Source organism: Mycobacterium sp. E3198 (assembly GCF_001667015.1).
Lineage (GTDB): Bacteria > Actinomycetota > Actinomycetes > Mycobacteriales > Mycobacteriaceae > Mycobacterium.
In genome coordinates this window covers 47,648-72,261 of sequence record NZ_LZIS01000260.1, presented here as the reverse complement: position 1 = coordinate 72,261, position 24,614 = coordinate 47,648, and the positions used below count along the sequence as shown (strand labels likewise).

General features: G+C 68.5%; 28 protein-coding genes. 14 read left to right on the top strand and 14 right to left on the bottom strand.

Annotated features, from left to right (window positions below; all coding sequences use genetic code 11):
• Positions 1–34 precede the first annotated feature (34 nt).
• Positions 35–1,288 carry an alpha/beta hydrolase gene (locus A5673_RS26660; RefSeq protein WP_068239634.1) on the top strand — a complete coding sequence of 418 codons (1,254 nt, stop codon included), beginning with the start codon at positions 35–37 and terminating at the stop codon, positions 1,286–1,288.
• Here the strand turns inward: A5673_RS26660 and A5673_RS26655 are convergent.
• Genes A5673_RS26655 through A5673_RS26640 form a run of 4 tightly spaced genes read right to left on the bottom strand, consistent with a single transcriptional unit; the run spans position 1,275 to position 6,712 of the window.
• The gene (locus A5673_RS26655) at positions 1,275–3,008 is read right to left on the bottom strand and encodes an ABC transporter family substrate-binding protein (protein ID WP_082958974.1); all 1,734 of its coding nucleotides are present in this window, start codon (positions 3,006–3,008) and stop codon (positions 1,275–1,277) included. The genes A5673_RS26660 and A5673_RS26655 overlap by 14 nt on opposite strands.
• Positions 3,001–4,839, bottom strand: coding sequence for an ABC transporter ATP-binding protein (locus A5673_RS26650; protein WP_068239630.1), 1,839 nt, complete (start codon positions 4,837–4,839; stop codon positions 3,001–3,003). The genes A5673_RS26655 and A5673_RS26650 overlap by 8 nt, the downstream gene beginning before the upstream one ends.
• Positions 4,836–5,741 carry an ABC transporter permease gene (locus A5673_RS26645; RefSeq protein WP_068239627.1) on the bottom strand — a complete coding sequence of 302 codons (906 nt, stop codon included), beginning with the start codon at positions 5,739–5,741 and terminating at the stop codon, positions 4,836–4,838. The genes A5673_RS26650 and A5673_RS26645 overlap by 4 nt, the downstream gene beginning before the upstream one ends.
• Entirely contained in the window at positions 5,738–6,712 is a 975-nt protein-coding gene (locus A5673_RS26640) for an ABC transporter permease (protein ID WP_068239623.1), read from the bottom strand. Before A5673_RS26640 ends, A5673_RS26645 begins: the two co-directional genes overlap by 4 nt.
• 127 nt (positions 6,713–6,839) lie before the next feature.
• On the opposite strand from A5673_RS26640, the gene A5673_RS26635 reads away from it, so the two are divergent.
• The gene (locus A5673_RS26635) at positions 6,840–7,331 is read left to right on the top strand and encodes a carbonic anhydrase (protein ID WP_068239620.1); all 492 of its coding nucleotides are present in this window, start codon (positions 6,840–6,842) and stop codon (positions 7,329–7,331) included.
• Between the two features lie 75 nt (positions 7,332–7,406).
• Here A5673_RS26635 and A5673_RS26630 read toward each other — a convergent pair whose 3' ends face one another.
• Positions 7,407–7,826: a PaaI family thioesterase gene (locus A5673_RS26630; protein ID WP_068239617.1), complete on the bottom strand. Its 420-nt coding sequence runs from the start codon at positions 7,824–7,826 to the stop codon at positions 7,407–7,409.
• Positions 7,827–7,972: 146 nt separating this feature from the next.
• On the opposite strand from A5673_RS26630, the gene cysD reads away from it, so the two are divergent.
• The 4 genes from cysD to A5673_RS26610 all read left to right on the top strand — a co-directional run bounded on the left by cysD (position 7,973) and on the right by A5673_RS26610 (position 11,824).
• The gene (gene cysD, locus A5673_RS26625) at positions 7,973–8,902 is read left to right on the top strand and encodes a sulfate adenylyltransferase subunit CysD (protein ID WP_068239614.1); all 930 of its coding nucleotides are present in this window, start codon (positions 7,973–7,975) and stop codon (positions 8,900–8,902) included.
• Positions 8,902–10,743: an adenylyl-sulfate kinase gene (gene cysC, locus A5673_RS26620; RefSeq protein WP_068239611.1), complete on the top strand. Its 1,842-nt coding sequence runs from the start codon at positions 8,902–8,904 to the stop codon at positions 10,741–10,743. The genes cysD and cysC overlap by 1 nt, the downstream gene beginning before the upstream one ends.
• Positions 10,744–10,774: 31 nt before the next feature.
• The gene (locus A5673_RS26615; RefSeq protein ID WP_068239609.1) at positions 10,775–11,260 is read left to right on the top strand and encodes an RrF2 family transcriptional regulator; all 486 of its coding nucleotides are present in this window, start codon (positions 10,775–10,777) and stop codon (positions 11,258–11,260) included.
• 135 nt (positions 11,261–11,395) lie between these two features.
• Entirely contained in the window at positions 11,396–11,824 is a 429-nt protein-coding gene (locus A5673_RS26610) for a DUF6188 family protein (protein WP_068239606.1), read from the top strand.
• Positions 11,825–11,848: 24 nt separating this feature from the next.
• On the opposite strand, the gene A5673_RS26605 is transcribed toward A5673_RS26610, so the two are convergent.
• Both A5673_RS26605 and A5673_RS26600 read right to left on the bottom strand, forming a co-directional pair.
• Positions 11,849–12,238, bottom strand: coding sequence for a VOC family protein (locus A5673_RS26605; RefSeq protein ID WP_068239603.1), 390 nt, complete (start codon positions 12,236–12,238; stop codon positions 11,849–11,851).
• Positions 12,239–12,376: 138 nt separating this feature from the next.
• On the bottom strand, positions 12,377–12,790 hold the full coding sequence (locus A5673_RS26600; protein ID WP_068239677.1) for a VOC family protein: 414 nt from the start codon (positions 12,788–12,790) through the stop codon (positions 12,377–12,379).
• A 39-nt stretch (positions 12,791–12,829) separates the two neighbouring features.
• Between A5673_RS26600 and A5673_RS26595 the strand changes: the two genes are divergently transcribed.
• Positions 12,830–13,708 carry an LLM class flavin-dependent oxidoreductase gene (locus tag A5673_RS26595; RefSeq protein ID WP_068239600.1) on the top strand — a complete coding sequence of 293 codons (879 nt, stop codon included), beginning with the start codon at positions 12,830–12,832 and terminating at the stop codon, positions 13,706–13,708.
• Positions 13,709–13,712: 4 nt separating this feature from the next.
• Here the strand turns inward: A5673_RS26595 and A5673_RS26590 are convergent, their stop codons facing one another.
• Entirely contained in the window at positions 13,713–15,428 is a 1,716-nt protein-coding gene (locus tag A5673_RS26590) for an NAD-binding protein (protein ID WP_068239597.1), read from the bottom strand.
• Positions 15,429–15,599: 171 nt separating this feature from the next.
• Between A5673_RS26590 and A5673_RS26585 the strand changes: the two genes are divergently transcribed.
• Entirely contained in the window at positions 15,600–16,061 is a 462-nt protein-coding gene (locus tag A5673_RS26585; RefSeq protein ID WP_068239594.1) for an SRPBCC family protein, read from the top strand.
• Here the strand turns inward: A5673_RS26585 and A5673_RS26580 are convergent, their stop codons facing one another.
• Positions 16,062–16,433: a nuclear transport factor 2 family protein gene (locus A5673_RS26580; protein WP_068239591.1), complete on the bottom strand. Its 372-nt coding sequence runs from the start codon at positions 16,431–16,433 to the stop codon at positions 16,062–16,064. It lies immediately after the preceding gene.
• Here A5673_RS26580 and A5673_RS26575 point away from each other — a divergent pair.
• Positions 16,432–17,007: an NUDIX hydrolase gene (locus A5673_RS26575; RefSeq protein ID WP_068239589.1), complete on the top strand. Its 576-nt coding sequence runs from the start codon at positions 16,432–16,434 to the stop codon at positions 17,005–17,007. The two genes, A5673_RS26580 and A5673_RS26575, sit on opposite strands and share 2 nt — an antisense overlap.
• A gap of 30 nt (positions 17,008–17,037) precedes the next feature.
• The gene (locus tag A5673_RS26570) at positions 17,038–17,568 is read left to right on the top strand and encodes a pyridoxamine 5'-phosphate oxidase family protein (RefSeq protein ID WP_068239586.1); all 531 of its coding nucleotides are present in this window, start codon (positions 17,038–17,040) and stop codon (positions 17,566–17,568) included.
• Positions 17,569–17,589: 21 nt separating this feature from the next.
• On the opposite strand, the gene A5673_RS29365 is transcribed toward A5673_RS26570, so the two are convergent.
• Together A5673_RS29365 and A5673_RS26565 are read right to left on the bottom strand one after the other, a co-directional pair.
• Positions 17,590–17,766 (bottom strand): hypothetical protein, encoded by a 177-nt coding sequence (locus A5673_RS29365; RefSeq protein ID WP_156748658.1) that lies wholly within the window; start codon positions 17,764–17,766, stop codon positions 17,590–17,592.
• 11 nt (positions 17,767–17,777) lie between these two features.
• Positions 17,778–19,232: an NAD(P)/FAD-dependent oxidoreductase gene (locus tag A5673_RS26565; protein WP_068239583.1), complete on the bottom strand. Its 1,455-nt coding sequence runs from the start codon at positions 19,230–19,232 to the stop codon at positions 17,778–17,780.
• A gap of 232 nt (positions 19,233–19,464) precedes the next feature.
• Here A5673_RS26565 and trxA point away from each other — a divergent pair, with 232 nt between their 5' ends.
• Together trxA and A5673_RS26555 are read left to right on the top strand one after the other, a co-directional pair.
• A complete protein-coding gene (trxA, locus tag A5673_RS26560; RefSeq protein ID WP_068239581.1) occupies positions 19,465–19,839 on the top strand; it encodes a thioredoxin in 375 nt (124 codons plus the stop codon).
• Between the two features lie 263 nt (positions 19,840–20,102).
• Positions 20,103–20,798 (top strand): peroxiredoxin, encoded by a 696-nt coding sequence (locus A5673_RS26555; protein ID WP_068239674.1) that lies wholly within the window; start codon positions 20,103–20,105, stop codon positions 20,796–20,798.
• On the opposite strand, the gene A5673_RS26550 is transcribed toward A5673_RS26555, so the two are convergent.
• Together A5673_RS26550 and A5673_RS26545 are read right to left on the bottom strand one after the other, a co-directional pair.
• Positions 20,782–21,321 carry a TetR/AcrR family transcriptional regulator gene (locus A5673_RS26550; protein WP_231971462.1) on the bottom strand — a complete coding sequence of 180 codons (540 nt, stop codon included), beginning with the start codon at positions 21,319–21,321 and terminating at the stop codon, positions 20,782–20,784. The two genes, A5673_RS26555 and A5673_RS26550, sit on opposite strands and share 17 nt — an antisense overlap.
• Positions 21,322–21,329: 8 nt before the next feature.
• The gene (locus A5673_RS26545; RefSeq protein WP_068239575.1) at positions 21,330–22,319 is read right to left on the bottom strand and encodes an NAD-dependent epimerase/dehydratase family protein; all 990 of its coding nucleotides are present in this window, start codon (positions 22,317–22,319) and stop codon (positions 21,330–21,332) included.
• A gap of 82 nt (positions 22,320–22,401) precedes the next feature.
• Here A5673_RS26545 and A5673_RS26540 point away from each other — a divergent pair, with 82 nt between their 5' ends.
• Positions 22,402–23,214, top strand: a complete 813-nt coding sequence (locus A5673_RS26540) for an SDR family NAD(P)-dependent oxidoreductase (RefSeq protein ID WP_068239572.1) — start codon at positions 22,402–22,404, stop codon at positions 23,212–23,214.
• On the opposite strand, the gene A5673_RS26535 is transcribed toward A5673_RS26540, so the two are convergent.
• Positions 23,211–23,999: an SDR family NAD(P)-dependent oxidoreductase gene (locus A5673_RS26535; protein WP_068239672.1), complete on the bottom strand. Its 789-nt coding sequence runs from the start codon at positions 23,997–23,999 to the stop codon at positions 23,211–23,213. The genes A5673_RS26540 and A5673_RS26535 overlap by 4 nt on opposite strands.
• A 45-nt stretch (positions 24,000–24,044) precedes the next feature.
• On the opposite strand from A5673_RS26535, the gene A5673_RS26530 reads away from it, so the two are divergent.
• On the top strand, positions 24,045–24,611 hold the full coding sequence (locus A5673_RS26530) for a carboxymuconolactone decarboxylase family protein (protein WP_068239569.1): 567 nt from the start codon (positions 24,045–24,047) through the stop codon (positions 24,609–24,611).
• Positions 24,612–24,614: the final 3 nt, after the last annotated feature.

The window sequence follows — 24,614 nt, the reverse complement described above, 5'->3', positions numbered from 1 at the left end:
AGGTGTCACCGGGAAGCGCGGCGGACTGATCGCTATGACCATGAACGCGAAACGGCGTCGGCTGCAGGAAAAGTTGGCGGCATCACCCGGCGTGCGGCATGTGCGTCGGCCGGTCTCGCCCGGTAGCTCCGAAGAGTTCGACCTCTACTACGTGCGCAGCGGCCGCAAGTCCGCCGCGCCGCTGGTGATCATCCCGGGTGGCCCGGGGGTCGCGTCGGTGCAGATGTACAAGGGGCTGCGGCGCCGGGCCGCCGCCGCGGGCCTCGACGTCATCATGGTCGAGCATCGCGGCGTGGGGTTGTCGCGGCACGACGACTCGGGCGCCGACCTGCCGCCGCGCGCGCTCACCGTGAACCAGGTCGTCGACGACGTGGCGGCGGTGCTCGACGACGCCCGCGTCGACTCCGCCGTCATCTACGGGACGTCGTACGGCACCTACATCGCGGCCGGGGTCGGCGTACGCCATCCGGGCCGGGTCCACTCGATGGTCCTGGATTCGCCGCTGCTGTCGCGCCACGACATCGTGCTCGTGCGACGGGCGATCCGCCGGCTGCTGCTGCGGGGCGACAGCCCGGAAACGGCGCCGCTGGCGCCCAAAGTCCGCAAGCTCGTCGACGACGGCGTGATGACGGCGGCGGCCACGCAGGTCGTCGCCACGATCTACGGCTACGGCGGTGCCACGCTGCTCGACCGCCAACTCGACCTGCTGCTGGAGAACCGAAAGCTGTTGTGGTGGGCGATATCCCAGTTCGCCACTCTGGGTAACCTGCCGTACCGCTACGAGGAAGATCTGGTCAGTCGCATCGCGTTCCGCGAACTCGACTACGCCGCCGAGCCCGACGGCCTGCCGCTCGACCCCGCCGTGGCGGAGCGCGAAACCCGCACTCAGAAGGTCAGTTTCGAGGACGAGCCGTACGACCTGCCCGCCGAGATGCCGAATTTCACCTGGCCCACCGCGGTGATTTCCGGCGGCCGCGACCTCATCACGCCGCCCCCGGTCGCCCAGCGCGTGGCGTCGCTCATTCCGCATGCCGAGCTGTTGAAGCTGCCGACCATGGCCCACAGCGCACTGGACTTTCGCGAACCCGCGGCGCTGGCCATCGCCGGCGCGGTGTGCCGCGGCGAGGTCGACGGGCTGGCCGCCCAGGCCCCCGCGCTGGACGCGCTCCCGCCGCGGCCCGAAATCCGCCTGCTGTGGAAGGCCATCGAGGTGGCCGCCATCGCCGAGGGCACCCTGCCCGCCGTGCGGCTCCCCATGCTGTCGCGCTGGCGGCTCAGCTCCGCATGAACCCGATCGCGGTGTAGTCCAGGTCGGCGAGGCCCACCGCGCCGAAGTTGGCCAGCGTGCTGCGCACCGCGACGTCACCGGGGGACTGGGTCAGCGGCAGGCTGAAACCCTCGGCCCAGATGAGCTTGTCGAGGTCGTTGGCCAACGCCCGCGCCTTGGCGGGATCGAGCTCCTCGAGCGTCCGCTCGATCGCGGCGTCGATCTCCGGGCTGCCGATCTTGCCGAAGTTGCTCGCCCCGTCGGACTGGTAGATCTGCGTCAGCGACGAGAGCGGGAAAGCGTCGCCCAGCCAACCGAACTGCGCGATGTCGAAGTCCCCGACGTTGATGTAATTGGTGAAGAAACCGCTGCCCGACCGGGCGACGAGGTCGAGCTTGACCCCGATCTGGGCGAGGCTGTGCTGGGCGATCTGTGCGAACACCCGGCTGCCCTGCGCGTCGTAGAACAGGTCGCGGATGACGAGCTGCCGACCGTCCTTCTCCCGGAACTGGCCGTTGAGCTTCCAGCCCAACCCGTCCAGTTCCCGGCTCGCCTCGGCCGGATCGTAAGGGGCGATGAAGCTGTTGTCCCGGTAGCCCTCCTGCCCGGCGACGTAGATGTGGTTACCCAGCGCCACCGGGTTGCTGGTGAGCCCGTACTGGACGACCTTGGCGATGGTCTGCCGGTCGATGCCCTTGGACACGGCGACGCGCAGCGCCCTGTCCTCCAGGATCGCCCCGCGGGCCCCGTTGAAGGTGAAATGCGACCAGCTCGGCGCCGGCGCGCGGCGGATCGAAATGCCCTTGGTGCGTTCGGCGATGGTCAGCTGGTCCACCGTGCCGATCCCCGTCGCGTCGATCGTGTTGTTCTGCAGCGCCGGTAGCCGTGCCGCGTCGTCGAGCACCAGGTACGTGATGCTGTCCAGGCGCGGCCGCGCGCCCCACCATTTCGGGTTGCGGGTCAACGTGATTCGCTGCGTGGTCCGGTCCAGCGAGGACACGACGAACGGACCGGCCGACGGGCCCGGCCCGTCGAGCTGGCCCTTGTTGAACACCTCGGGTGCGGCGGTCATGCTGGCCGGCAGCAGCATGCCGTTGCCGGCGAACATGCCGCGCCACTCGGCGTACGGCTTGGCGAAGGTCATGACCGCCTGCCGGTCGTCCACCCCGCGGGTGACCGACGCGACGCGATCCGCGCCGCCGGGTCCGGCGATCTCGAAGTTCTTGTCGGCGCCGGACAGCGCGTGGATCTGGCTTTCGATGTCGCGCCAGGTGATCGGGGTGCCGTCGGACCACACGGCTTTCGGGTTGATGGTGTAGGTGACCACCTGCGGGTTGGTCCCGGTGAGCTCGACGCTGGTGAAGTAGTCGGTGTCGACGGTCGTCGACCCGTCCGGCCCGATCACAAACGCGCGCGGCAGGGTCGCCTTCATCATTCCGGCGACCTCGGCCGAGTTGCCGTCGATGCTCAGGATGTTGAAGTTGGGCGGAAAGTCGCTGAGCGCCAGCCGCAGGTTGCCGCCGTCCCGCAGCGTGGCGGGGTCCTGGGGGTTGACGTCGCTGGTGGTGCCGATCGAGGCGTTGTTGCCGGTCGGGGCCGCCAGGTTGATGGCCGGCGAGCACCCGGTCAGCGCCAAGCCGGCGATCACCGACAGGCTCAACACCCGTCGAGCCTGCGTCCAGAGCGCGGATTTGGCCCCAAACCACGCTCTGAGCGCAGGCTCGGCGCGAAGGCTAGACATGCTTGCCCGGATCCGGTTGCGGCACCGCGCTCAGCAGCTGCCGGGTGTAGTCGTGCTGCGGATTGCGGAACAGCTCCTCGCTGTCGCCCTGCTCCACGATGGCGCCGGCGTGCATCACCGCCACGTCGTGGGCCAGGTGCTTGACCACGGAAAGATCATGCGAGACAAAGAGGTACGACAGGCCGAACTGCTCCTGCAGGTCCAGCAGCAGGTTGATGATCCCGGCCTGGATCGAGACGTCGAGCGCCGAGACCGGCTCGTCGAGGGCCAGGATCTTGGGCTGCAGCGCCAGCGCCCGCGCGATGCCGATGCGCTGCTTCTGGCCGCCGGAGAACTCGGCGGGGTAGCGGGCCGCGTCGGCGCGGCGCAGGCCCACGATCTCGAGCAGCTCGGCGACCCGCGCGTTGGTGGCACTCTTGGCGAAGCCGTTGGCCCGCAACGGTTCGGCGAGCAGCTCGAAGACGGGCAACCGCGGGTCCAGCGAGGCCACCGGGTCCTGGAACACGACCTGGATGTCGCGGCGCAGCGCTCGCCGGCTCGCCGGCGTCAGCGAAGCGGCGTCGCTGCCCAGCACCTCGATCGAGCCCGCCTGCGGGGCAACGAGTTCCAGGATCTCGTGCAGCGTGGTGGACTTGCCCGAGCCGGACTCGCCGACGATGCCCAGGGTGCGGCCCTGCCGCAGCTCGAAGCTGATGCCGTCGACGGCGCGGACCTCGCCGACGGTGCGGCGCAGCACCACGCCTTTGGTCAGCTGGTAGGTCTTGACCAGGTCGCGCACCCGCACGACGACGGCCGAGTCGCAAGGAGTGGCCGCCGCGCGGGCGGAGGTGTTGACCCCGTAGATGTCCGCCGCGCTGCGCTCGCCCACCTGGTCGGTGCGGATGCACGCCGCCCGGTGGTCCACGCCGACCTCGACCAATTCCGGCTCGGCGGCGCGGCATTCGTCGATCACCAGCGGGCAGCGCGGCGCGAACGGGCAGCCCGGCTCGAGCCCGACCAGCGACGGCGGCGCGCCGGGGATCGGCACCAGCCGGGTGCCCTGGGCGGCGTCCAACCGGGGCACCGACCCCAACAGCCCCACCGTGTAGGGCATCTGGCGGCCGCGGTAAAGCTCGGTCACGCCCGCGAACTCGACGACCCGGCCGGCGTACATCACCAGGGCCCGGTCGGCGAACTCGGCGACCACGCCGAGGTCGTGGGTGATGATGAGCACCCCGGCGCCGGTGACGTCGCGGGCGGTCTTGAGCACCTCGAGGATCTGCGCCTGCACCGTCACGTCCAGCGCGGTGGTCGGCTCGTCGCAGATCAACAGGTCGGGGTCGTTGGCGATCGCGATCGCGATGACGACGCGCTGCCGCTCGCCGCCGGACAGCTCGTGGGGAAAGGCGCGGGCGCGCCGCTGTGGCTGCGAGATGCCCACCAGCTCGAGCAGTTCCACCGCGCGCCGCCGGGCGGCCTTGCGGCCGACCTGCGGCTGGTGCACCTCGATCGCCTCGGCGATCTGGTCGCCGACGGTGTAGACCGGGGTCAGCGCCGACATGGGGTCCTGGAACACCATGCCGACCGCCTTGCCGCGGAACCGCGACATCGCGTCGTCGCCGAGCCCCAGCAACTCGGTGTCGTGCAGTCGAACCGAGCCGCGCACCCGTGCGTAGTCCGGCAGCAGCCCCACCACCGCCATCGCCGACACCGACTTGCCGGACCCCGACTCGCCCACCATGGCCACCACCTCGCCGGGCTCGATGTGGTAGCTGATGCCGCGCACCGCGGTCACCGGTGGGCCGTCGGTCGGGAAGTCGACGGCCAGATCGGTCACTTCCAGCAGGCTCATCGGGCCCCGCTGCCCGGGTCGAGCGCGTCGCGCAGCCCGTCCCCGGTCACGTTGGCGCACACCAGGATCAGCACCAGCACCCCGGCCGGAAACAGGAACACCCACGGAAAGGTGGTCGCGGACTGGGTGCCGTTGGCGATCAGCGTGCCCAGCGACACGTCGGGCGGCTGGATGCCGAAACCGAGGAAGCTCAGGCCGGTTTCGGCCAGGATGGCCGAGGCGACGTTGAGCGCGGCGTCGATGATGAGGATCGACGCCACGTTGGGCACCACGTGGCCGACGATGATCCGGCGGCTGGAGACGCCCATGTACCGTGCGGCGCGGATGAATTCGCGCTCGCGCAGGCTCATGGTCATGCCGCGGACCATGCGCGAGCTGATCATCCAGCCGAAGGCGGCCAGCAGCAGCACCAGCAGCAGGACGCTGGACGACTTCTTGACCCGCGGCGTGAGGATCGCGATCAGGATGAAGCTGGGCACCACCAGCAGCAGGTCGACCACCCACATCAGCACCCGGTCGCGCCAGCCGCCGAAATAGCCGGCGACGGACCCGACGGTGGCGGCGATGCCGGTGGAGATGAACGCCACGCAGACGCCGATCAGCATCGACTTCTGCATGCCCCGCAGGATTTGCGCCAGCAGGTCCTGGCCCATCGCGTTGGTGCCCAGCCAGTGCCGGGCGTTCGGCGGCTGCAGCAGCGCGTTGAAGTCGAGGTCGTCGTAGGAGTAGGGCAGCAGCGAGGGCAGCGCGTAGCAACCGACGAACAGCAGCACCAGCAGCGTCAGCGACGCCACCGCCAGCCGATTGCGGCCGAACCTGCGCAGCACCAGAGTGCGCCGCGAGGCGAACTCCACCTCCTCCGGGGCCGAAAGCCCCTGCGCCGCAGACACGTCAGACGTCATGACACCCGTACCCTCGGATCGAGCGCCGCGTAGAAGACGTCGGACAGCAGCCCGGCCAGCAGCACCACCGTGCCGGAGAACAGGGTGATCGCCGCGATGATGTTGGTGTCCTGCGTCGAAATGCCCTGCACCAGCCATTCGCCCATGCCGTGCCAGCCGAAGATCTTCTCGACGAACACCGCGCCGGTGACCAGCCCGGCCACCCCGTAGGCGAACAGCGTCGCCAGCGGTATCAGCGCGGTGCGCAGCCCGTGCTTGAGCAGGGCGCGCCGGCGGGTCAGGCCCTTGGCGCGGGCGGTGCGAATGAAATCCTGGCCCAAAACATCGAGCATCGCGTTGCGCTGATAGCGGCTGTAGCCGGCGGCGGCCATCAGCGAGAGCGTCAGCGTCGGCAGGATCAGATGCCGCAGCCGGTCGAGCAACTCGTGCCAGCCGCCCGCCACGCCCGGTGACGTCTCCCCGGTGTAGTCGAAGAGATTGACCCCGACGGCCCAGTTCACCCGCAGCGCCCCGAGGATCAACAGGTTGGCGATGACGAACGACGGCGTGCTCAGCACCAGCAGCGCCAGCATGGTGACGAGGCGGTCACTGATCCGGTACTGGCGGATCGCCCCCCAGGCCCCCGCCACGATGCCCAGCACCGTGCCCACCACGGAGCCGACGACCAGCAGCCGCAGGGTCACTCCGACCCGGCGCCACAGCGTGGTGCCGACGGGCTGGCCGGTGATGGTGGTGCCGAAGTCGCCGCGGAGGACGTGCGACGCCCAGTGCGCGTAGCGGATCGGGATCGGCTGGTCGAGGCCGAGCGCGTGGGCCTTGGCGTCGATGACCGCCTGTGGCGGGCGCGGGTTGCGCTGCAGCAGGCTGTCCAGCGGCGAGAAGGCCAACGACGTCAGGCAATAGGTCAGAAACGAGGCCAGCGCCAGCAGCACGATGTAGTTGAGCACCCGACGCGCCAGAAACCCGATCATGCCCGCCCGTTCCGCATTGGGACAGGTTAACGAGCCCCGCCGGTCCTTGTGATCCGGCTGATTCTCATGAGTGAATTACGGGTGGCTCGTTGCTACGTTCAGGCCGCGATATCCCAAGGAGGCTTGCGTGACGGTTACCGACGACTACCTGGCCAATAACGCCCAATACGCGAGCGGCTTCACCGGTCCGCTGCCGATGCCGCCGAGCAAACACGTCGCGGTGGTCGCCTGCATGGACGCCCGGCTCGATGTCTACCGCCTGCTTGGGCTGGCCGAGGGGGAGGCCCATGTCATCCGCAACGCCGGCGGCGTCGTCACCGACGACGTCATCCGCTCGCTGGCCATCAGCCAGCGGCTGCTGGGCACCCGGGAGATCATCCTGATCCACCATTCCGACTGCGGGATGCTGACGTTCACCGACGACGACTTCAAGCGGGCCATCCAGGACGAGACGGGGGTCAAACCGCCGTGGGCGGCCGAGGCGTTCCCCGACCCGGCCGAGGACGTCCGCCAGTCGCTGCGCCGCATCGAGAACAGCCCGTTCGTGACCAAGCACGTCTCGCTGCGCGGCTTCGTCTTCGACGTCGCCACCGGCAAGCTCCAGGAGGTCACCCTCTAACCCGCTTTCGCCGAGCGTGTTCTCAGGGCGAAAAAGTGGCCGGATCTCCGCCCTGAGTGCACGTTCGGCGACGGCTCAGCCCACCTTGTAGGTCGCCAGGGCCTTGGCGACCAGCGTGCCCGCCGGGTCGACGAGCTCGGCCTCGCAGTTGACCAGCGACCGGCCGCGCCGCAGCACCCGGCCCACACCGATCACGTCGGTGGCCCGGGCCGGCGCCAGGAAATCCAGCGCCATCGACACGGTCACCCCGCGCAGTTGCGGCGGCGCGTCCGCGCCGCACCACGCCGCCGCCATCACGGTCACGTCGGCGAGCGCCGCGATGGCGCCCCCGTGCACCATGTCGCCGACGGTGACATTGGAAGGGTCCCACGGCAGCCGCAGCCGCACCTCGTCGTCGCCGAGCTCGTCGGCGACGATTCCCAGCTTCGCGACGAAGGGCGATTGGGGGAGGAATTGCGCAATAACTTCGCGGCCGCTCTGCGTTCCAGTTGTCATGCGCCCATGGTTTCGCACCGGACGCCCACCGCAAATACCCGACAGGTCATTGACACCGGCGGGGCCGGCTGGTTCCATTGATGGCTATGACCATAAAGATGGTCAATCCGATCAGCTTTATCGGGAATAAGACGACGAGGTAGCCGATGACCAGCGCTGTGAACGCGGTCCCCGCCGCCGGCCAGTACGAGTTGAGCCACCTGCGCTCGCTCGAGGCCGAGGCGATCCACATCATCCGGGAGGTGGCCGCCGAGTTCGAGCGGCCGGTGCTGTTGTTTTCCGGCGGCAAGGACTCCATCGTCATGCTGCACCTGGCGCTCAAGGCGTTCCGCCCCGGGCGGCTGCCGTTCCCGGTGATGCATGTCGACACCGGCCACAACTTCGACGAGGTGATCGCCGCCCGCGACGAACTGGTCGCCGAGTCCGGGGTGCGGCTGGTGGTGGCGTCGGTGCAGGAGGACATCGACGCGGGCCGCGTGGTCGAGACCTTCCCGTCGCGCAACCCGATTCAGACCGTGACGCTGCTGCGCGCAATCCGGGAGAACAAGTTCGACGCCGCCTTCGGTGGCGCGCGCCGCGACGAGGAAAAGGCGCGGGCCAAGGAGCGGGTGTTCAGCTTCCGCGACGAGTTCGGACAGTGGGACCCCAAGGCCCAGCGGCCGGAGCTGTGGAACCTCTACAACGGCCGGCACCACAAGGGCGAGCACATCCGCGTCTTCCCGCTGTCCAACTGGACCGAGTTCGACATCTGGTCCTATATCGGCGCCGAGCAGGTCAAGCTGCCGTCGATCTATTTCGCGCACCGGCGCAAGGTGTTTCAGCGCGACGGCATGCTGCTGGCGGTGGACCGGCACCTGCAGCCGCGCGCCGATGAGCCGGTGTTCGAGGCGACGGTGCGGTTCCGCACGGTCGGCGACGTCACCTGCACCGGGTGCGTGGAGTCGGAGGCCTCCACCGTGTCGGAGGTCATCGCCGAGACGGCGGTGTCCCGGCTGACCGAGCGCGGGGCGACCAGGGCCGACGACCGAATCTCGGAGGCTGGGATGGAAGACCGGAAACGGCAGGGGTACTTCTGATGACGACGTTGTTGAGGCTGGCGACCGCAGGCTCGGTCGACGACGGCAAGTCCACCCTGATTGGGCGGCTGCTCTACGACTCCAAGGCCGTGATGGAAGACCAGTGGGCGTCGGTGGAGCGCACGTCCAAGGAGCGCGGCCACGACTACACCGACCTGGCGCTGGTCACCGACGGCCTGCGCGCCGAGCGGGAGCAGGGCATCACCATCGACGTCGCCTACCGCTACTTCGCCACTCCCAAGCGGAAATTCATCATCGCCGACACGCCAGGCCACATCCAGTACACCCGCAACATGGTGACCGGCGCGTCGACCGCTCAGCTGGTGATCGTGCTCGTCGACGCCCGCCAGGGCCTGCTGGAGCAGTCCCGCCGCCACGCGTTCCTGGCGTCGCTGCTGGGCATCCAGCACATCGTGCTCGCCGTCAACAAGATGGACCTGATCGACTGGGACAGAGAGAGATTCGAGTGGATCCGCGACGAGTTTCATGCCTTCGCGGCACGCCTCGACGTCCAGGACGTGGCCACCATCCCGATCTCCGCGCTCAACGGCGACAACGTGGTGACCAAGTCGGACAACGCGCCGTGGTACGAGGGCCCGGCGCTGCTGTCGCACCTCGAGGAGGTCTACATCGCCGGTGACCGCAACCTGGTCGACGTGCGGTTCCCGGTGCAATACGTCATCCGGCCGCACACCCACGAGCATCAGGACCACCGCAGCTACGCCGGCACGGTGGCCAGCGGGGTGATGCGCGCCGGTGACGAGGTGGTCGTGCTGCCGATCGGCAAGACCACGCGCATCACCGCGATCGAGGGACCCAATGGCCCTGTGGACGAAGCGTTTCCGCCGATGGCCGTCTCGGTCAGCCTGGCCGACGAGATCGACATCTCGCGCGGCGACATGATCGCCCGCACCCACAACCAGCCCAGGGTCGCGCAGGATTTCGACGCGACCGTGTGCTGGATGGCCGACAATTCGGCGCTGGAGCCCGGCCGTGACTACCTGATCAAGCACACCACCCGAACGACGCGGGCCCGGGTGACCGCGCTGGAATACCGGCTCGACGTCAACACCCTGCACCGCGAAAAGGCCGCAGAGGCGTTGCAGCTCAACGAACTTGGCCGCGTTTCGCTGCGCACCCAGGTTCCCCTGCTGCTCGACGAGTACACCCGCAACTCCAGCACCGGCTCGTTCATCCTGATCGACCCGAACACCAACGGCACGGTGGCGGCGGGCATGGTGTTGCGGGACGTCTCGACGCAAGCGTCGAGCCCCAACACGGTGCGGCACCAGTCGCTCGTCGGTGCGGGGGCGCGGCCGCGGGGCAGGACGATCTGGTTCACCGGTCTGTCCGGCTCCGGCAAATCGAGCGTGGCCATGGAGGTCGAGCGGCGGCTGCTCGAAAGCGGTTTTCCCGCTTACGTTCTCGACGGCGACAACCTGCGCCACGGCCTGAACGCCGACCTGGGCTTTTCCATGGCCGATCGGGCGGAGAACCTGCGCCGGCTGGCGCACGTGGCGGCGCTGCTGGCCGACTCCGGCCAGACCGTGCTGGTGCCGGCGATCAGCCCGCTGGCCGAGCATCGGGAACTGGCGCGCAAGGTCCACGCCACGGGCGGGCTGGAGTTCTTCGAGGTCTTCTGCGACACGCCGCTCGACGACTGCGAGAAGCGTGATCCCAAGGGCCTATACGCCAAAGCGCGTGCCGGCGAGATCGCGAACTTCACCGGCATCGACAGTCCCTATCAGCAGCCGGAGAACCCGGACCTGCGGCTGACGCCCGACCGCGGCGTCGACGAGCAGGCGCAGCTGGTGATCGACCTGCTGGAGTTGCGCCCCTAAGCACGGCTCGCGTGAATGGCACAATCCTCACATGCGGATGTCGGCCAAGGCGGAGTACGCGGTGCGGGCGATGGTCCAGCTCGCGACGGTCGATCCCGGCACCCTGGTGACGACCGACGAATTGGCCCACGCCCAGGGGATACCGCCGCAGTTCCTCGTCGACATCCTCACCAACCTGCGCACCGACCGCCTGGTGCGCAGCCATCGCGGTCGCGAGGGCGGCTACGAACTGGCTCGCCCCGGCAGCGAGATCAGCATCGCCGACGTGCTGCGCTGCATCGACGGCCCGCTGGCCTCAGTCCGCGACATCGGTCTCGGTGACCTGCCGTATTCCGGGCCGACCGCCCCGTTGGCGGACGTCTGGCGCGCGCTGCGGGCCAGCATGCGTTCGGTCCTGGAGGAAACGACCCTGGCCGATGTCGCGGCCGGCGCCCTGCCCAAGCACGTCGCACAGATGGCCGACGACTATCGCGACCAGGAACACGCGCGGCACGGTTCGCCGCGCAGTGGCGACTAGGCACAACCAAACAAATCCTGACCGTTGGCGCGATTAACCGCGCCCCTACGCGGGAAATCTGAGTACCTGACGTTCTGCCGGAAGGCGCGCCATCTAGGCGTTTTGCGCAGTCGGCATAGCGGACGGAGTGAATATATGACCGAACAGAGAATGATCAAGCATTGGCTTGAGGGCTGTGCGGTACAGCGGATCATGTTCCGCAACGGTCTGGTGCTGAATTTCGACGATGACAACGAGCTTGTCATCTCGGTACCGATTTGGCTGACCCTGCCTGCCATTGCCACGGCCCCCGCGGAAGTGGTCGCGATCGACCCGAATGACGCCGTCGAGCAGGAGCGTCCGCTCTTCGATTTCTCCGGGCAAAGGTGCACAGGTGTTGTCGGGTCTGACGCCGGAGATCTCCATATCGAGTTCGCCGACGGTCACCAGATCGACGTGCCTCCGGACGATCGTGTCACCGCATGGGAGTTGTACGGCAAGCACCACGGATATGCCGCCTGTCTGCCGCGTGGCGAGGTGCGGGTTGTGCGCCATGACGTGGCAGAAGCGAGGGCCCAAAACTGAGCTAGCGACGAAAACGCCGCCGGCTTAGCCGCCCGACCCGTAGGGCCGGGTCAAAATCTCCATGGCATGGCCTGAGGGATCCAGGAAGTAGACGCCGCGGCCGCCGTCCCGGCGGTTGATCTCGCCCGGCCGTTGTTGGCGGGGATCCGCCCAGTGCGGCAAGCCGCGGTCGGCGATCCTGCCGTAGATGGCGTCGAAGTCGTCCTCGGAAACCAAAAACGCGTAGTGCTGGCGGCGGATCTCCTCGCCCTCCGGCGCGTCGGCGTAGTCGAGGGTGGCGCCGTGCTCGAGCTCGACGGTCAGAAAGTGGCCGAACGGCTTCGGGCTGGGCAGGCCGAACAGTTCGGCGAGGAATTCCGCGGACTCCCGCTTGTCGCGCGCGGCGACGATGGTGTGGTTGAAACTGATCGCCATAGCTCCTGCTTACCCCCTTTGCCGCGAGCGTGCCCCCTTGCCGTGAGCTGTGCCCCCCTTGCCGCGAGCGTGCGTGTGTGTACGGTGACACGCCGTGCGCGCCGTCATTCTGCGCACGCTCGCGCCATAGGAAAGCCCCTACTTCGGCGCCGTGAGCTCCAGCGCGATGTTGTCCGGGTCACGGAACTCCAGGATGTACGACGGCCCAATGTCTTTGATCGGCTCGTGCGCCACGCCAACTTCGTCGAGGTGGGCCGCAGCGGCGTCCAGTTCGGCCGTGCTGCCGACCCGGAACGCGATGTGGTCGAGGCCGACGCGGTCCTCGTCGAAGCGGTCCGTCGCGACCGGCCGGAGGCCGAGCAGCGTGCCGCCGAGGTCGTAGATGACACCGCCGAACAGGAACCCGAACTGGTTGCGGGTGGCTTCGTCGGCGTTCTCGGGGACCTCGAGCAACACCGGCCAGCCGAAGACGCTCTCGTAGAACTGACGGGACCGCTCGATGTCGGTCACGGTCAGCCGGACGTGCGCGATGGAGGTACTGGTGAAACCCATCAGGCCCATGCTGCCAGAATCGCCTACGTGCAGATAGCGATGACCATGCCGGTGATGGAGCCGGACCTGGATGCGGCCGTGCTTGAAAACTGGGCCCGCGCGATCGACGAGGGCCCGTTCTCGTCGCTGTGCTGGGGCGAGCGGATCGCGTTCGAGAACCCGGACAACCTGACGCTGCTCGGCGCGCTGGCGGCCTGGACCCACCGGGTGCGGCTGCTGACGACCGTGATCGTCCCGCAGCTGCACGACCCGGTGATGCTGGCGAAGGCGCTGGCCACCGGCGACGTGCTGTGCGGCGGTCGGCTGACGGCGGGCATCGGCGTGGGCGGCAGGCTCGAGGACTACCACGCCGTGGGCGCCGACCCGGCGACCCAGACGATGCGCGGCATGGCCGAGCGGGTCGCGGTCATGAAAAGGGTGTGGGCCGGCGAAAAGCTCACCGAGTCGGTGCTGCCGGTCGGGCCGGCCCCGGTCCAGCCTGGCGGCCCGCCACTGTTCGTCGGCAGCATCGGGCCGAAGACGATCCGCAGCGCCGCGGCGTGGGCCGACGGGCTGGCCGGCACGACGCTGGACCTCGACGTCGGCAAGCAGAACGAGCTGTTCGACACCGCGCGCGACGCGTGGGCCCAGGCCGGCCGGCCTAAACCGCACCTGATGACGTCGTTCTGGTTCGCGTTCGGCCCGCCCGAGCAGGCCCGCGCCCAGGTCCATCGCCACCTGCGGCGGTACATGAATTGGATACCGGCCGAGTACGTCGACGCGATGGCGCCCATGACCGGGTGGGCCGGCGGCGAGGACGAGCTGCTGGCGGTGCTGCGCAAGTTCGAGGGCATCGGCACCGACGAGGTCCAGCTCATCCCGACGAGTTCGGACGTCGACCAGCTGCGCCGCGCGGCCGACGTGGCGGCCCAGCTCTAGGAAGCTAGGCCGGGCGCCGCTCCCCGCCGATCTCGGGTTGCTGCGGCGGCTGCCCCTTGCGCAGCGTCGCCAGCAGTTCGCGGTACGGGCCGACGAGGTAGACGGTGTCCCCGGCGCACAGCCGCGCGTCGCGCCGCGGGTGCAGCTGCACCGGCGCGTCCTCCCGGGTGATCGCGATGACCCGGGTGTGGGTGGACAGCTCGAACATTCTCAGCCCGTCCAGTTCGCTGCGCGCCGCCACGTGCATGCCGCCGACCATGAACGAGCGCTGGCCTACCCAGAACGTCCCGAGCACCTGCAGCCCCATGGCGGCGCCGATGAACCACGGCGCGGCCAATTCGACGGTCGAGCGAACGTGGTCGAAGCCGAACCGTTGCGACACGGCAACGCCCAGCGCACGGTCGAATATCCGCAGCACAATCGGCACGCCGGGCCGGACCACATCCGGCATCACCCGGGGGCCCAGCATCTCGCGCAGCACGATCCCCGTCTCGATGTTGACCATGTCGTCCTGGGTCAGCACGGCGACCGCGCGGGCGTGCTCGACGCGGGCCGACTCGAGGGTCTGCGCGAGCGTCGCGTCACCGAAGACGACCGGCACCTCCAGCTCGGCCGCCGTCGACAGGAAGCGGTTGTTCTCGTCGCGCTCGATGACCGCGACGTCGTATCCCGCCGCGACCAGATCGGCGACCACGCGGCTGCCGAACGAGCCCAGCCCGACGACGATGATGTGGTTGCGCAGGTGGCGCGCCTGCCGGCGGCCGGCGGAGTAGGCGAAGCGGCGGGACAACAGCAGGTCGGCGATGAACGCGACCAGCAGCGCGGTGGTCATCACCCCGCCGAACATCAGCGTGATGCTGAACAGCCGCAGCCAGGTGGGTTGGTGCAGGAAGCTGAAGTCGCCGTAGCCGACGGTCGCGATCGTCTCGGTGGCGAAGTACAGGGCATCGAGCCACGACATCCCGGGATGGGGCCGGTAGGCGAACCGCAAGACGATCGTCGACCCGATCAGCAGGCCCAGCGCGGCGGCCAGCGCGCGGTAAAACATCGGGTTGACGTCGTTGCGCAGCGTGCGTAACGCGTCGAAGGCCCTCCGGAGCTGGGGCGGGCGGGTGCGCACGCGGGTCGCCCGGGCGATCTTGATGCCCAGGCCGGCCAGCTCGTCGGGCGTGCCGATCATCGCGGTCCAGTCGCCGGCGTGCACCGGCTGGTCGCGGCCGGGACAGGCCACCACCTCGCCGGGGTTGGGGGAGTTCGGGCCGTGGATCACGGCCACGGGCGCGAGGTCGCCGTAGATCTCGCGCAGGGTCCCGTCGCGCGGGGCCTCGCCGTCGGAGACGACGAACTTGATGCCGGCCGCCTCGAACGGGTGGGTGCTGTGGGCCAGGCACGCCTCGACGACCGAGGGCGCCGCGAGATCGGCGACGTCCAGGATCGCCCCGGGGCCGTTGTCGTCGGCCACGGCTTCGCGCAGCACGTCATTGCCCAGCCGCGCGACCACGCGCACCCTGGGGTTGGCTTTCCTTGCCAGCAAGGCGATTTCGAGATTTGTCGCATCGTCGTCCCCGGCGCAGACGACGGCGACCGCGCGATCGGCCTCGACGTGGGCAAGCTCGGCGGGGCTGTTGAGCTTGACGACGCTGACGCCGGCGTTGTTCAGCTCGTCGATGATCGTCGTGGCCAGCGCGTCGTCGCCGCTGACGATGATGTGCCGCCGCATGCTAGAGCGGTCGATCGCCGGCTGCAGGGGTCATTGACGCATTATCGCTGCCGACGCCGCAAGACACGAGTTTTACCCCGCTCAGACCGCCGGATCGCCGCACTCGGGGCACGTCGCCAGCGCGGAACCATTGTGCCCCAAGCAAACTCGTGGATGTGACATACTCGGGCCATGCCTACGGCGCGGCGCGGCCGCAGCAGCATCGAGGTCGGCGCGTCCCCCGACGCCCTGTACGACCTGATCGCCGACGTCACCCGTATGGGTGAGTGGAGCCCGGAGTGTTACCGCTGCGAGTGGCTGGACGGGGCAACCGCCGCGGCGCCGGGCGTTCGGTTTCGCGGATACAACCGGCTCGGCCGCATGCGCTGGCAACGAACGGCGGTGGTCGACACGGCAAACCGGGGCCGCGAATTCGGCTTCACCACGGTCAACGACCGCGCGGGCCGCGAGGAAACGCGTTGGCGCTACGTCCTGGAGCCGTCGGCGTCGGGGACGTTGCTCACCGAGTCGTTCGAGTTCTTGTGGTGTTCGGTTGCCAACCGGCTCGCCGAGGCCCTCGTCCCACGCGGACGTCAGGTCAATCGGGGCATCGAGGAGACGCTGCGGCGCATCAAACGCGCCGCCGAGGCCTGATCAGAGGACCTTGACGTCCGACGGCGACCAGAACGCCCGCATCGACGTGATCCTGGCGTCGTCGTTGAACGTCATGTGCGAGATGGGCGAGATGCGGCTACGGCTGTCGCCAGTGTGGAGCGTGAGGTGCCACAGGTAGGCCGCCTCGCTGCCGCCGACCCGCAGCTCGACGAGTTCGGTGTCTTTCTCGAGGTCTTGGAACCCCGCGTAGAACTCGCGGATGGCGTCGTGCCCGCGCCGGACGTCCGATCCGATCGGATCCTCGACGGTCGCGTCGGCGGCATACAGGTCGAGGATCTCGTCGGTTTTGCCGGCGGCGACGAGCTCGAGGTAGCGGTTGACGGTCTGCGCGATGGCTTCCTGGGAGGGCATGGCTTGGGAACATACTCCTCGCCGCGATACTGGCGGGGTGGCTTCCATCGAATGCGTCGCGTCCCGCGAGATCTATCGGAACCGCTGGCTGGTGATCCGGGAGGACGACATCCGCCGCCCCGACGGGAGCCTGGGCATCTACGCCGTGGTGGACAAGCCGACGTACGCGCTGGTGATGCCGTACGACGGCAGCCGCTTTCGGCTCGTGGAGCAGTTCCGCTATCCGCTTGGCGCGCGGCGCTGGGAGTTCCCGCAGGGCAGCGCTCCGGACCTGGTCGACGCCGACCCGTCCGGGTTGGCCGAGCGCGAGTTGCGCGAGGAGACCGGCCTGCGCGCGACGACGTTCGAGGCGCTCGGCCAGCTCGACGTCGCCGCCGGGATGAGCAGTCAGCGCGGCTGGGTATTCCTGGCCACCGGGATCGCCGAGGGCGCATCGGACCGCGAGCACGAGGAACAGGACATGCGCAGCGAATGGTTCTCGCGCGACGACGTCGAGCAGATGATGCGCACCGGGGTGATCGCGGACGCGCAGTCGATCGCCGCTTATGGGCTGTTCCTGCTGCGCGAGCGATGAATTCCCCACCCGGCAGGGGTCAGTACCGGCATGAGAATCACAGAACGCAATCTCGACGGGTACGGGGCACCGACGATCGAGTGGGGTCGCGTCAACGCCGTGTTGGACGCTGAGCTGACGCAGGCGCCGGAAACCGGCGGTCCGCACCGCCACACGGTGTGGCTGACGACGATCAATCCCGACGGCAGCCCGCATGTGATGCCGGTCGGGGTGGTCCGGTGGGGTGGGGCCTGGTATTTCACGTCCGGGCCCGCGACCCGCAAGTCCCGGAACTTGGCCCGCGACGCCCGGTGCGTGCTCAGTGTCGCCACCGATCCGTTCGACCTCGTCGTCGAAGGCGCCGCCGAGCGGGTGACCGATTCGGGCGAATTGGCTTCCGTGGCAGACACTTTCGCCCGCGGCGGGTGGCCCTGCGAGGTAGCGGGAGACGCGCTGACGGCGGAGTTCAGCGCCCCGTCCGCCGGCCCGGCGCCGTGGCATGCCTATCGCGTCGAGGCGACGACGGTGTTCGCCCTCGGCACATCGGAGCCGTTCGGCGCCACGAAGTTTCAGCTGGGCTGAGCGGAATTCACCATGCGCCGCTCAGCCGTGTCCGCTGGTGATGATCCGCATCATCTTGAGGTTGATCCGAACGAACCGCCAGAACTGGACGAGCAGGTTCTGCCGCATCCGCAGCGTGGCACGGGTTGGCAGCGGAGCGTCGGCGATGCGTTCGGCCGTACGAGCGTCCACCTCGGAATAGATGTTGTCGTCGCCCATGGGATCGCCTTTCACTCCGGGATCAGCCACCAGAACGGCCTGGCCTTGGCCTTGTAGATGAACAGGTAATGCAGCATCAGCTTGATCCAGTGGCCGGCCAGGCCCAGTTCGCCGGAGGTGCCGGCGACGTCACGGCCGGTCTGCGGGTACTTCGCCGGGTTGGGGACCACCGGGAACATGGTCATCGCCGCGGCCGAGCCCTTGCGCAAGCCGGTCCCGGCCGAGGCGACGCACGCGGCCCCCATGGTTGCCATCGAGGCGCGGTGGGCCGGGGCCGACGGGTTGTTGATGCGGTCCCGGATCGTCTCGGCGACGGTCTTGGCCATGATGCCGGACGGCATGCCGGTCCGCGGCGGGCTGGGGGTGATGACGGTGCCGTTCGGACTCTTGCGCGGCCGGGAAATTGGGTGCGGGGGCGCGAACGCAATGCCGGGCGCGAAAATGTTCGGGTACGCCGGAGACTCATAGGTGTGCGGCCAGTCCTCGGCGGACCATTCGTCGTACGGCTTGCCCGAGTAGTCGGCGTCGACTTTGAGAAAGCCCGACGGCGCGAACAGGACGGACGTGATGTCCTTGCCGTCCTTGTCGTAGGCGGCCAGGGTGGCGCCCTTGAACGGGGGCAGCAGCATCGCGAAGTCGAAGTCCAGGTCGTACTCCTTGCCGTTGAGCTGCTCATAGCGCAGCTTGCCTTCCATCACCTCGTGCACGGCGGCCTGGGTGATGGCCTTGACGCCGCGCTCGCGGAACAGCGACTCGGTCCACAGCCGGCTGGATTGGACGAATCCCTTGTCGACGAAGCTCATGCCGTTGACGCCGAAGTCGCCCAGCTCGTACTCGTTGGTGAGGTAAACGATTTCGGCGAGGTCGCGCACGCCGGCGGCGCGCAAGACATGCTCGACGTTGAAGGTGTATTCGAACGCCGCGCCCTCGCAGGTGCAGGTGCCGTGCCCGACCCCGATGACAATGCGCTGCTTTTCGCCGGCCTTCAGTCTGGCGATGACCCGATCGAGCGCCTCGGCCGCTTCGACGGCGTGGTCGGCGGTGCAGACGGAGTGCGAGTGTCCGTCGGGTCCGAGGCCGGGAGTGGCGCCGAAGTTCAGCTGCGGGCCGGTGGCGTTGACGAGGTAGTCGTAGGTCAGCGAGCCGGCCTGGCCGCGGCGCTCCTCGTCGGTATAGGTGAAGTCCACCGACGGCGCCGGCTGCTCCGCCGTGCCCTCGGGACGGATCGCGGTGGCGAAGCCTTGGTGGAAGACGATGCCCTTCCGTTGGTAGATGGGCCGGAGGGGGATGAGGACCTTGGTCGCCTCCATCCGGCCGACGCCGACCCAGATGTTGGAGGGAATCCAGTTCCAGTCCGGATTTGGCGACACCACGACGATCTCGTGGGTCCGGGGTAGCCACCGACGCAGATGCAGCGCGGCGGTATGTCCGGCGATACCAGCGCCAAGGATGACGACTCGTGCCATTGCGGCTCCTCAGTGAGACCTGCCCGACGGGCTCAGGGCTAAAACCAGCATATACCCATGGGGGTATATGGCGCCAGCCGCCCGCCTGACCCCACTATGCGGCGGTGCACCGGCGAGATTAAGGGCCAAAGGTCCCCTTGCGGGTGGGCCGAGCGGCACATAGGCTGTTGACAGAAATACCCATGGGGGTATTAGTGTTACACAGGGCACCATGTACGAAAGGATGCGAGCTATGTCCGTAAAAGCGCTGACCGCCGCCGATTTCGAGACGACGATTGAGGAAAACCCGATCGTGCTCATCGACTTCTGGGCATCGTGGTGCGGGCCCTGCCGGGCTTTCGCACCGGTCTTCGAACGGTCCGCCCAGGGCCACCCGGACGTCGTCTTCGCCAAGGTTGACAGCGACGCGGAGCGGGAACGGGCCGCGGCGGTGGGCATTCGATCGGTTCCGACCCTCATGGCGTTCCGCGACGGGATCCTCGTCTACAGCCAGCCCGGCGCGCTGCCGCAAGCGGCGCTCGAGGAGCTGATCGACAAGATCAAGGATCTCGACATGGAGCAGGTGCGCGCCGCGATCGCCGAACGCGAAGCGGCCGCAACGGGATAGCCGCGCCCATCATGTGCCACCCGGTGCGCTGCGTGCATTGCGGCAAGATCACGTGGGCGGGCTGCGGCGCGCATGCGGACCACGTCATGAAATCGGTTCCCCCGGGCCAACGATGCACCTGCCGTCAACGTGACAATCGGCCCTACTCGGTGAGGGCGGATTAGGCGCACGCTTACCAAGACGCAACGACGATGCGAGTTGAGAATCAGGAAGGACGGAATGCCATGAGCATCGATTCCGACGGAGCCGTCGCGACCACGCAGATGCCGCGCATCGGTGACCCCGCTCCCGCATTCACCGCCCCGACCACCCAGGGTGAGATCAACTTTCCCGCTGACTACCAAGGCAAATGGGTGATCCTGTTCTCTCACCCGGCTGACTTCACCCCCGTCTGCACCACCGAGCTCATGACCTTTGCGTCGATGCAGCACCAGTTTGCGACGTACAACACTGAGCTGGTGGGGCTGTCGGTCGACGGGCTCTACAGCCACATCGCCTGGCTACGGACGATCAAGGACAAGATCGCCTTCCGTGGACTCAAAGACATCGAAATCGCTTATCCGGTCATCGAAGACGTCTCGATGGAAGTGGCCAAGAGATACGGGATGATCATGCCCGGCGAAGACTCGACCAAGGCGGTGCGAGCGGTTTTCGTCATCGATCCCCAGGGCACCATCCGTGCGATCATCTACTACCCGCTCAGTCTCGGCCGTAACTTCGACGAACTACTGCGCGTGGTCAAGGCGCTGCAGACGGCGGATCACTTCGGCGTCGCAACGCCCGCCGATTGGCGCCCCGGTGACCCGGTGATCCTGTCTGCTCCCGGCTCCGCGGGCACCGCCGAGGAGCGCATGCGCGGGCACACGGATAGGACCCATTGTGAGGACTGGTTTTTTTGCACCAAGGAACTCACCGCCGACGAAGTCGAATCCGCGATTCGCGCTACCAGCGACGCGTAAGACCGGCCGCCGCCCGGATCTCGCGGCGCGCCGCGGCGCGGTCGGCGTCGGGAAAGATGTAGTGGCTCAGCGCGGTTCGCGCGACGGCGCCGGCGAGGTCGCGGGGATCCACCGCCGTGGCGAAGGCGCCCTCGCGGGCGCAGCGCCGCAAGACGGTCGTCAACCCGTCGGCGAGCATCGGCAACGCCTGCGCCATCTGGTCGTGCGCGAACGCCGGCTCCAGGTCGAGCAGCCGGCCGGGCGGTTGGGCCTCGACGAAGGTGGCGACGACGTCCACCGCGGCCTCCAGCCGGGCGACCCCGACGACGCCAAACATCGCCTGGTCCATCGCGGCGTTGAAGCGCCGGCGCTCGCGTTTCCCGAGCGCGTCGATGAGCTCCTCCTTGGACGCGAAGTACCGATAGAGCGTGGGCCGCGACACCCCGGCCCGGGCCGCCACGTCGGACAGCGACAACTTGCGGGCCCCCGCCCGGAACACCAGCCGCTGGGCCGCGTCGAGGATCCGATCGGCCAGATCCACCACGGCGACCCCTACAGCTTGCCGAGCTCGCGCAGCCACGAGATCAGCAGTCGCAGGCCGTCATCGAAGGACATGGGCGCATAGCCGAGGCGCCGGGTGGTCAGGTTGTCGGTCGCCCTGGGCCGGCGCTCGCTCTTGGCCGCGGCCGCCGCGATCGCCATCAGGGTGGGGCCGAATTCGGCGGTCAGCGCCTCGGGATCCGTGCGGTAGTCCAGATCCTCGACGCGATGGTCGATGCCGGCGATCTCACACGCGCGATTGATGCCCCCGGCGGTGCTGAACGTGTCCTCGGGCCGGCCGACCAGCAGGTAGCGCTCGCCTGCCACCCCTTTGTCCAGCGCCGCGATCGAGCCCTTCGCGACGTCGGCCCCAGCCACCCAGGTCACCGGAAAAGCCAAGTAACGCTTGATCTTTCCGCGCATGCCGGCCAGCAGCACGCGGTTGAAGCTGGTGCGGTGCAAGGCGCGTTCGACGACCAGGCCCGGCCCGAAGATCGCGCCGGGGTGGCAGGTCAGCACGTCCTCGCCCGCGGCGGCACGCTGGTGCGCGTCGAGGAAGGCGGCGAATTTGGTGACGGTGTAGGGGTCGCCCGGCGGGTTGCGCAGCACGGGTGCCTCTTCGAAGTCGACGCCGGTGCTCAGGTCGAGGAACGTGGCGGTGCTCAGGGCGACGACGCGACGCATGCCGTGGGCTTTGGCCGCGTCCAGGACGTGCGCGGTGCCGACCATGTTGACGGCCTCGAAGTCCGCCAGGTCCTGGCTCGCGCCGCCGAGCAGCGCCGCGCAGTGAATGGCCGCCTCGGCGCCCTTGGCCGCGCGCAGCACGTCGTCGGCGTCGGTGATGTCGCCCTTGACCAGTTCCACACCGATCCCGCTCAGCGCGGTCGCGTCGTCGGGATTGCGCACCAGCGCGCGCACGCGGTCGCCCCGTTCGATCAACTGCCGGCACACGTTGCCGCCGGTCTGCCCGGTCGCGCCGGTGACGAAGATCGTGCTGGTCATGGCGGCCCTCCGTCAATTACATATCAAACATAATTAGTAAAGACTGTAAACCTTGACGTCGTATTGTTCTATATTCTTCTGCATGACACTCGATCCCTCCAGCGTTCTTCTCACCGACCGTGTCGCGGTGGTCACCGGCGGGGGCGCGGGCATCGGCCGCGGCATCGCGGCGGGGCTGAAGGCCTTCGGCGCGCGGGTCGCGATCTGGGAACGCAACCCCGACTCGTGCGCCTCGGCCGCCGAGGAGATCGGCGCGCTGGGCCTTACCGTCGACGTCCGCGACAGTGCCGCGGTGGATGCCGCGCTGGCGCAGACGGCCGCCGAGCTCGGCACCGTGAGCATCCTGGTCAACAACGCCGGCGGGGTGTTCTGGTCGGGGATCCTCGACACCAGCGAAAACGGTTGGGACGCACTGTACAAGGCCAACCTGCGCCACGTTTACCTGTGCACGCAGCGGGTGGCGCGCATCCTCGTCGAACAGAAGCTGCCGGGCAGCATCATCAGCGTCACCTCCATCGAGGGCGTGCGCGCGGCGCCCGGTTACGCGACCTACGCCGCCGCCAAGGCGGGCGTCATCAACTACACGAAGACCGCGGCGCTGGAACTCGCGCCGCACGGCATACGGGTCAACGCGCTGGCGCCCGACATCACCCTGACCGAAGGCATCCGGGCGATCGCGCCGCCCGGCTCCGAGCAGCGGTTCGGCCTCACCGTGCCGATGGGGCGCGCCGGTCACGTCGACGAAATGGCCGGCGCGGCAGTCTTTCTCGCCTCCGGAATGTCCAGCTACATCACCGGCCAGACGATCCACGTCGACGGCGGCACCCACGCCGCCAGCGGCTGGTATCACCACCCGGAGACCGGCGCGTACGCGCTGGGGCCGACCAGCAGCTAGTCGCCGGTATCGAGGCCGACGTGCGCCGACATCCCGCCATCGATCGCGATCATCTGCCCGGTGATGTACCGCGACTGCTCCGAGGCCAGGAAAACGACCAGCTCGGCAACGTCTTTCGGCTCGCCGAGGTACGGCGTCAACGTCGCGCGGCCCAGGTTGTCGATGACCGCCTCGGACAGGTGCGCGCGCACCGCATCGGTCAGGATCAGCCCCGGCACGATCGTGTTCGCCCGCACGCCGCGCTTTCCCTCGCTGGTCGCGACGTACATCGTCAGCGCGTGCACCCCGGATTTCGACACGCCGTAGGCCAGCCGGGTCCGATCACCGGACAGCGCCGCCCCCGAGGACATGTTGACGATGGAACCACCTCCGCCCCTGTGCATTTCGGGAACGGCGTACTTGCACATCAGCAGCTGGCTGCCGAGGTTGACGTCCAAGGACCGGCGCCACACGTCCAGCGGCATCGCGGCCACCGTGGTGTCGCGCGACAAGAAGTCGCTCGCGGTCAGCGCGGCGTTGTTGTGCAGCACATCGACCCGGCCGAACTCCGCGACGGTGGCCCGCACCACGTGGCGCGCCGTGTCCTCCTCGGCGAGGTCGCCGCCGAGCGCGAGTGCCCGCGCCCCGGTTCGCCGGATCTCGTCGGCCACCCCGGCGGCCTTGGCCTCGTCGATGTCGACGACCGCGACCGCGGCGCCCTCGCGGGCCAACTCGTGCGCGGTCGCCGCGCCGATTCCGCCCGCGCCCCCGGTGACGATCGCGACCTTTCCGGCAAGTCTGGACATCGAGTTCTCCTTTTGGCCGACGCACAAAAAAGTTAGCCTGATTCGATGCCGCGTATTGCGCCAATCCCGATGGAAGAGCTCAGTTCCCATTCCCGCGAAATCGTGGAGGCCGGCGTGGCCGCCGGCCTGTACGCGACGCCGGTGCCCCTGCAGATCTTCGCGTACCGCAGCGCGCAGCTCGACCAGGTCAACGCGGCCAGGACCACGCTGGGGGCCGGCACGCTGCTGGGCGGCCGGATCCTGGAGTTGCTGCGCATCCGCAGCGCCCAGCTCGGCGAGTGCGAACCGTGCAGCCAGTCGCGCAAGCACGACTCGATCACCGACGAGGACGTCGCCTGCCTGCTGGCGCCGGGACACGGCGCGCTGACCCCGCAGGAGCAGCTGGCCGTCGAGTTCCTCGACCTGCTCTCCTCGGATCACCACGCCATGGACGACGCGTTTTACAAGCGGCTGGGGGAGCACTTCACCGCCGCGCAGATCATCGAGTTGGGGTTTACCTGCGCCGGGGTGATGGGGTTGCACCGCTTCATCCATACCCTGGACGTCTATGGCGACTCGGCGCCCGTCATCGGATACGACTCCGATCAGGTCGACAGCACCAAGCCGGCGTGACGC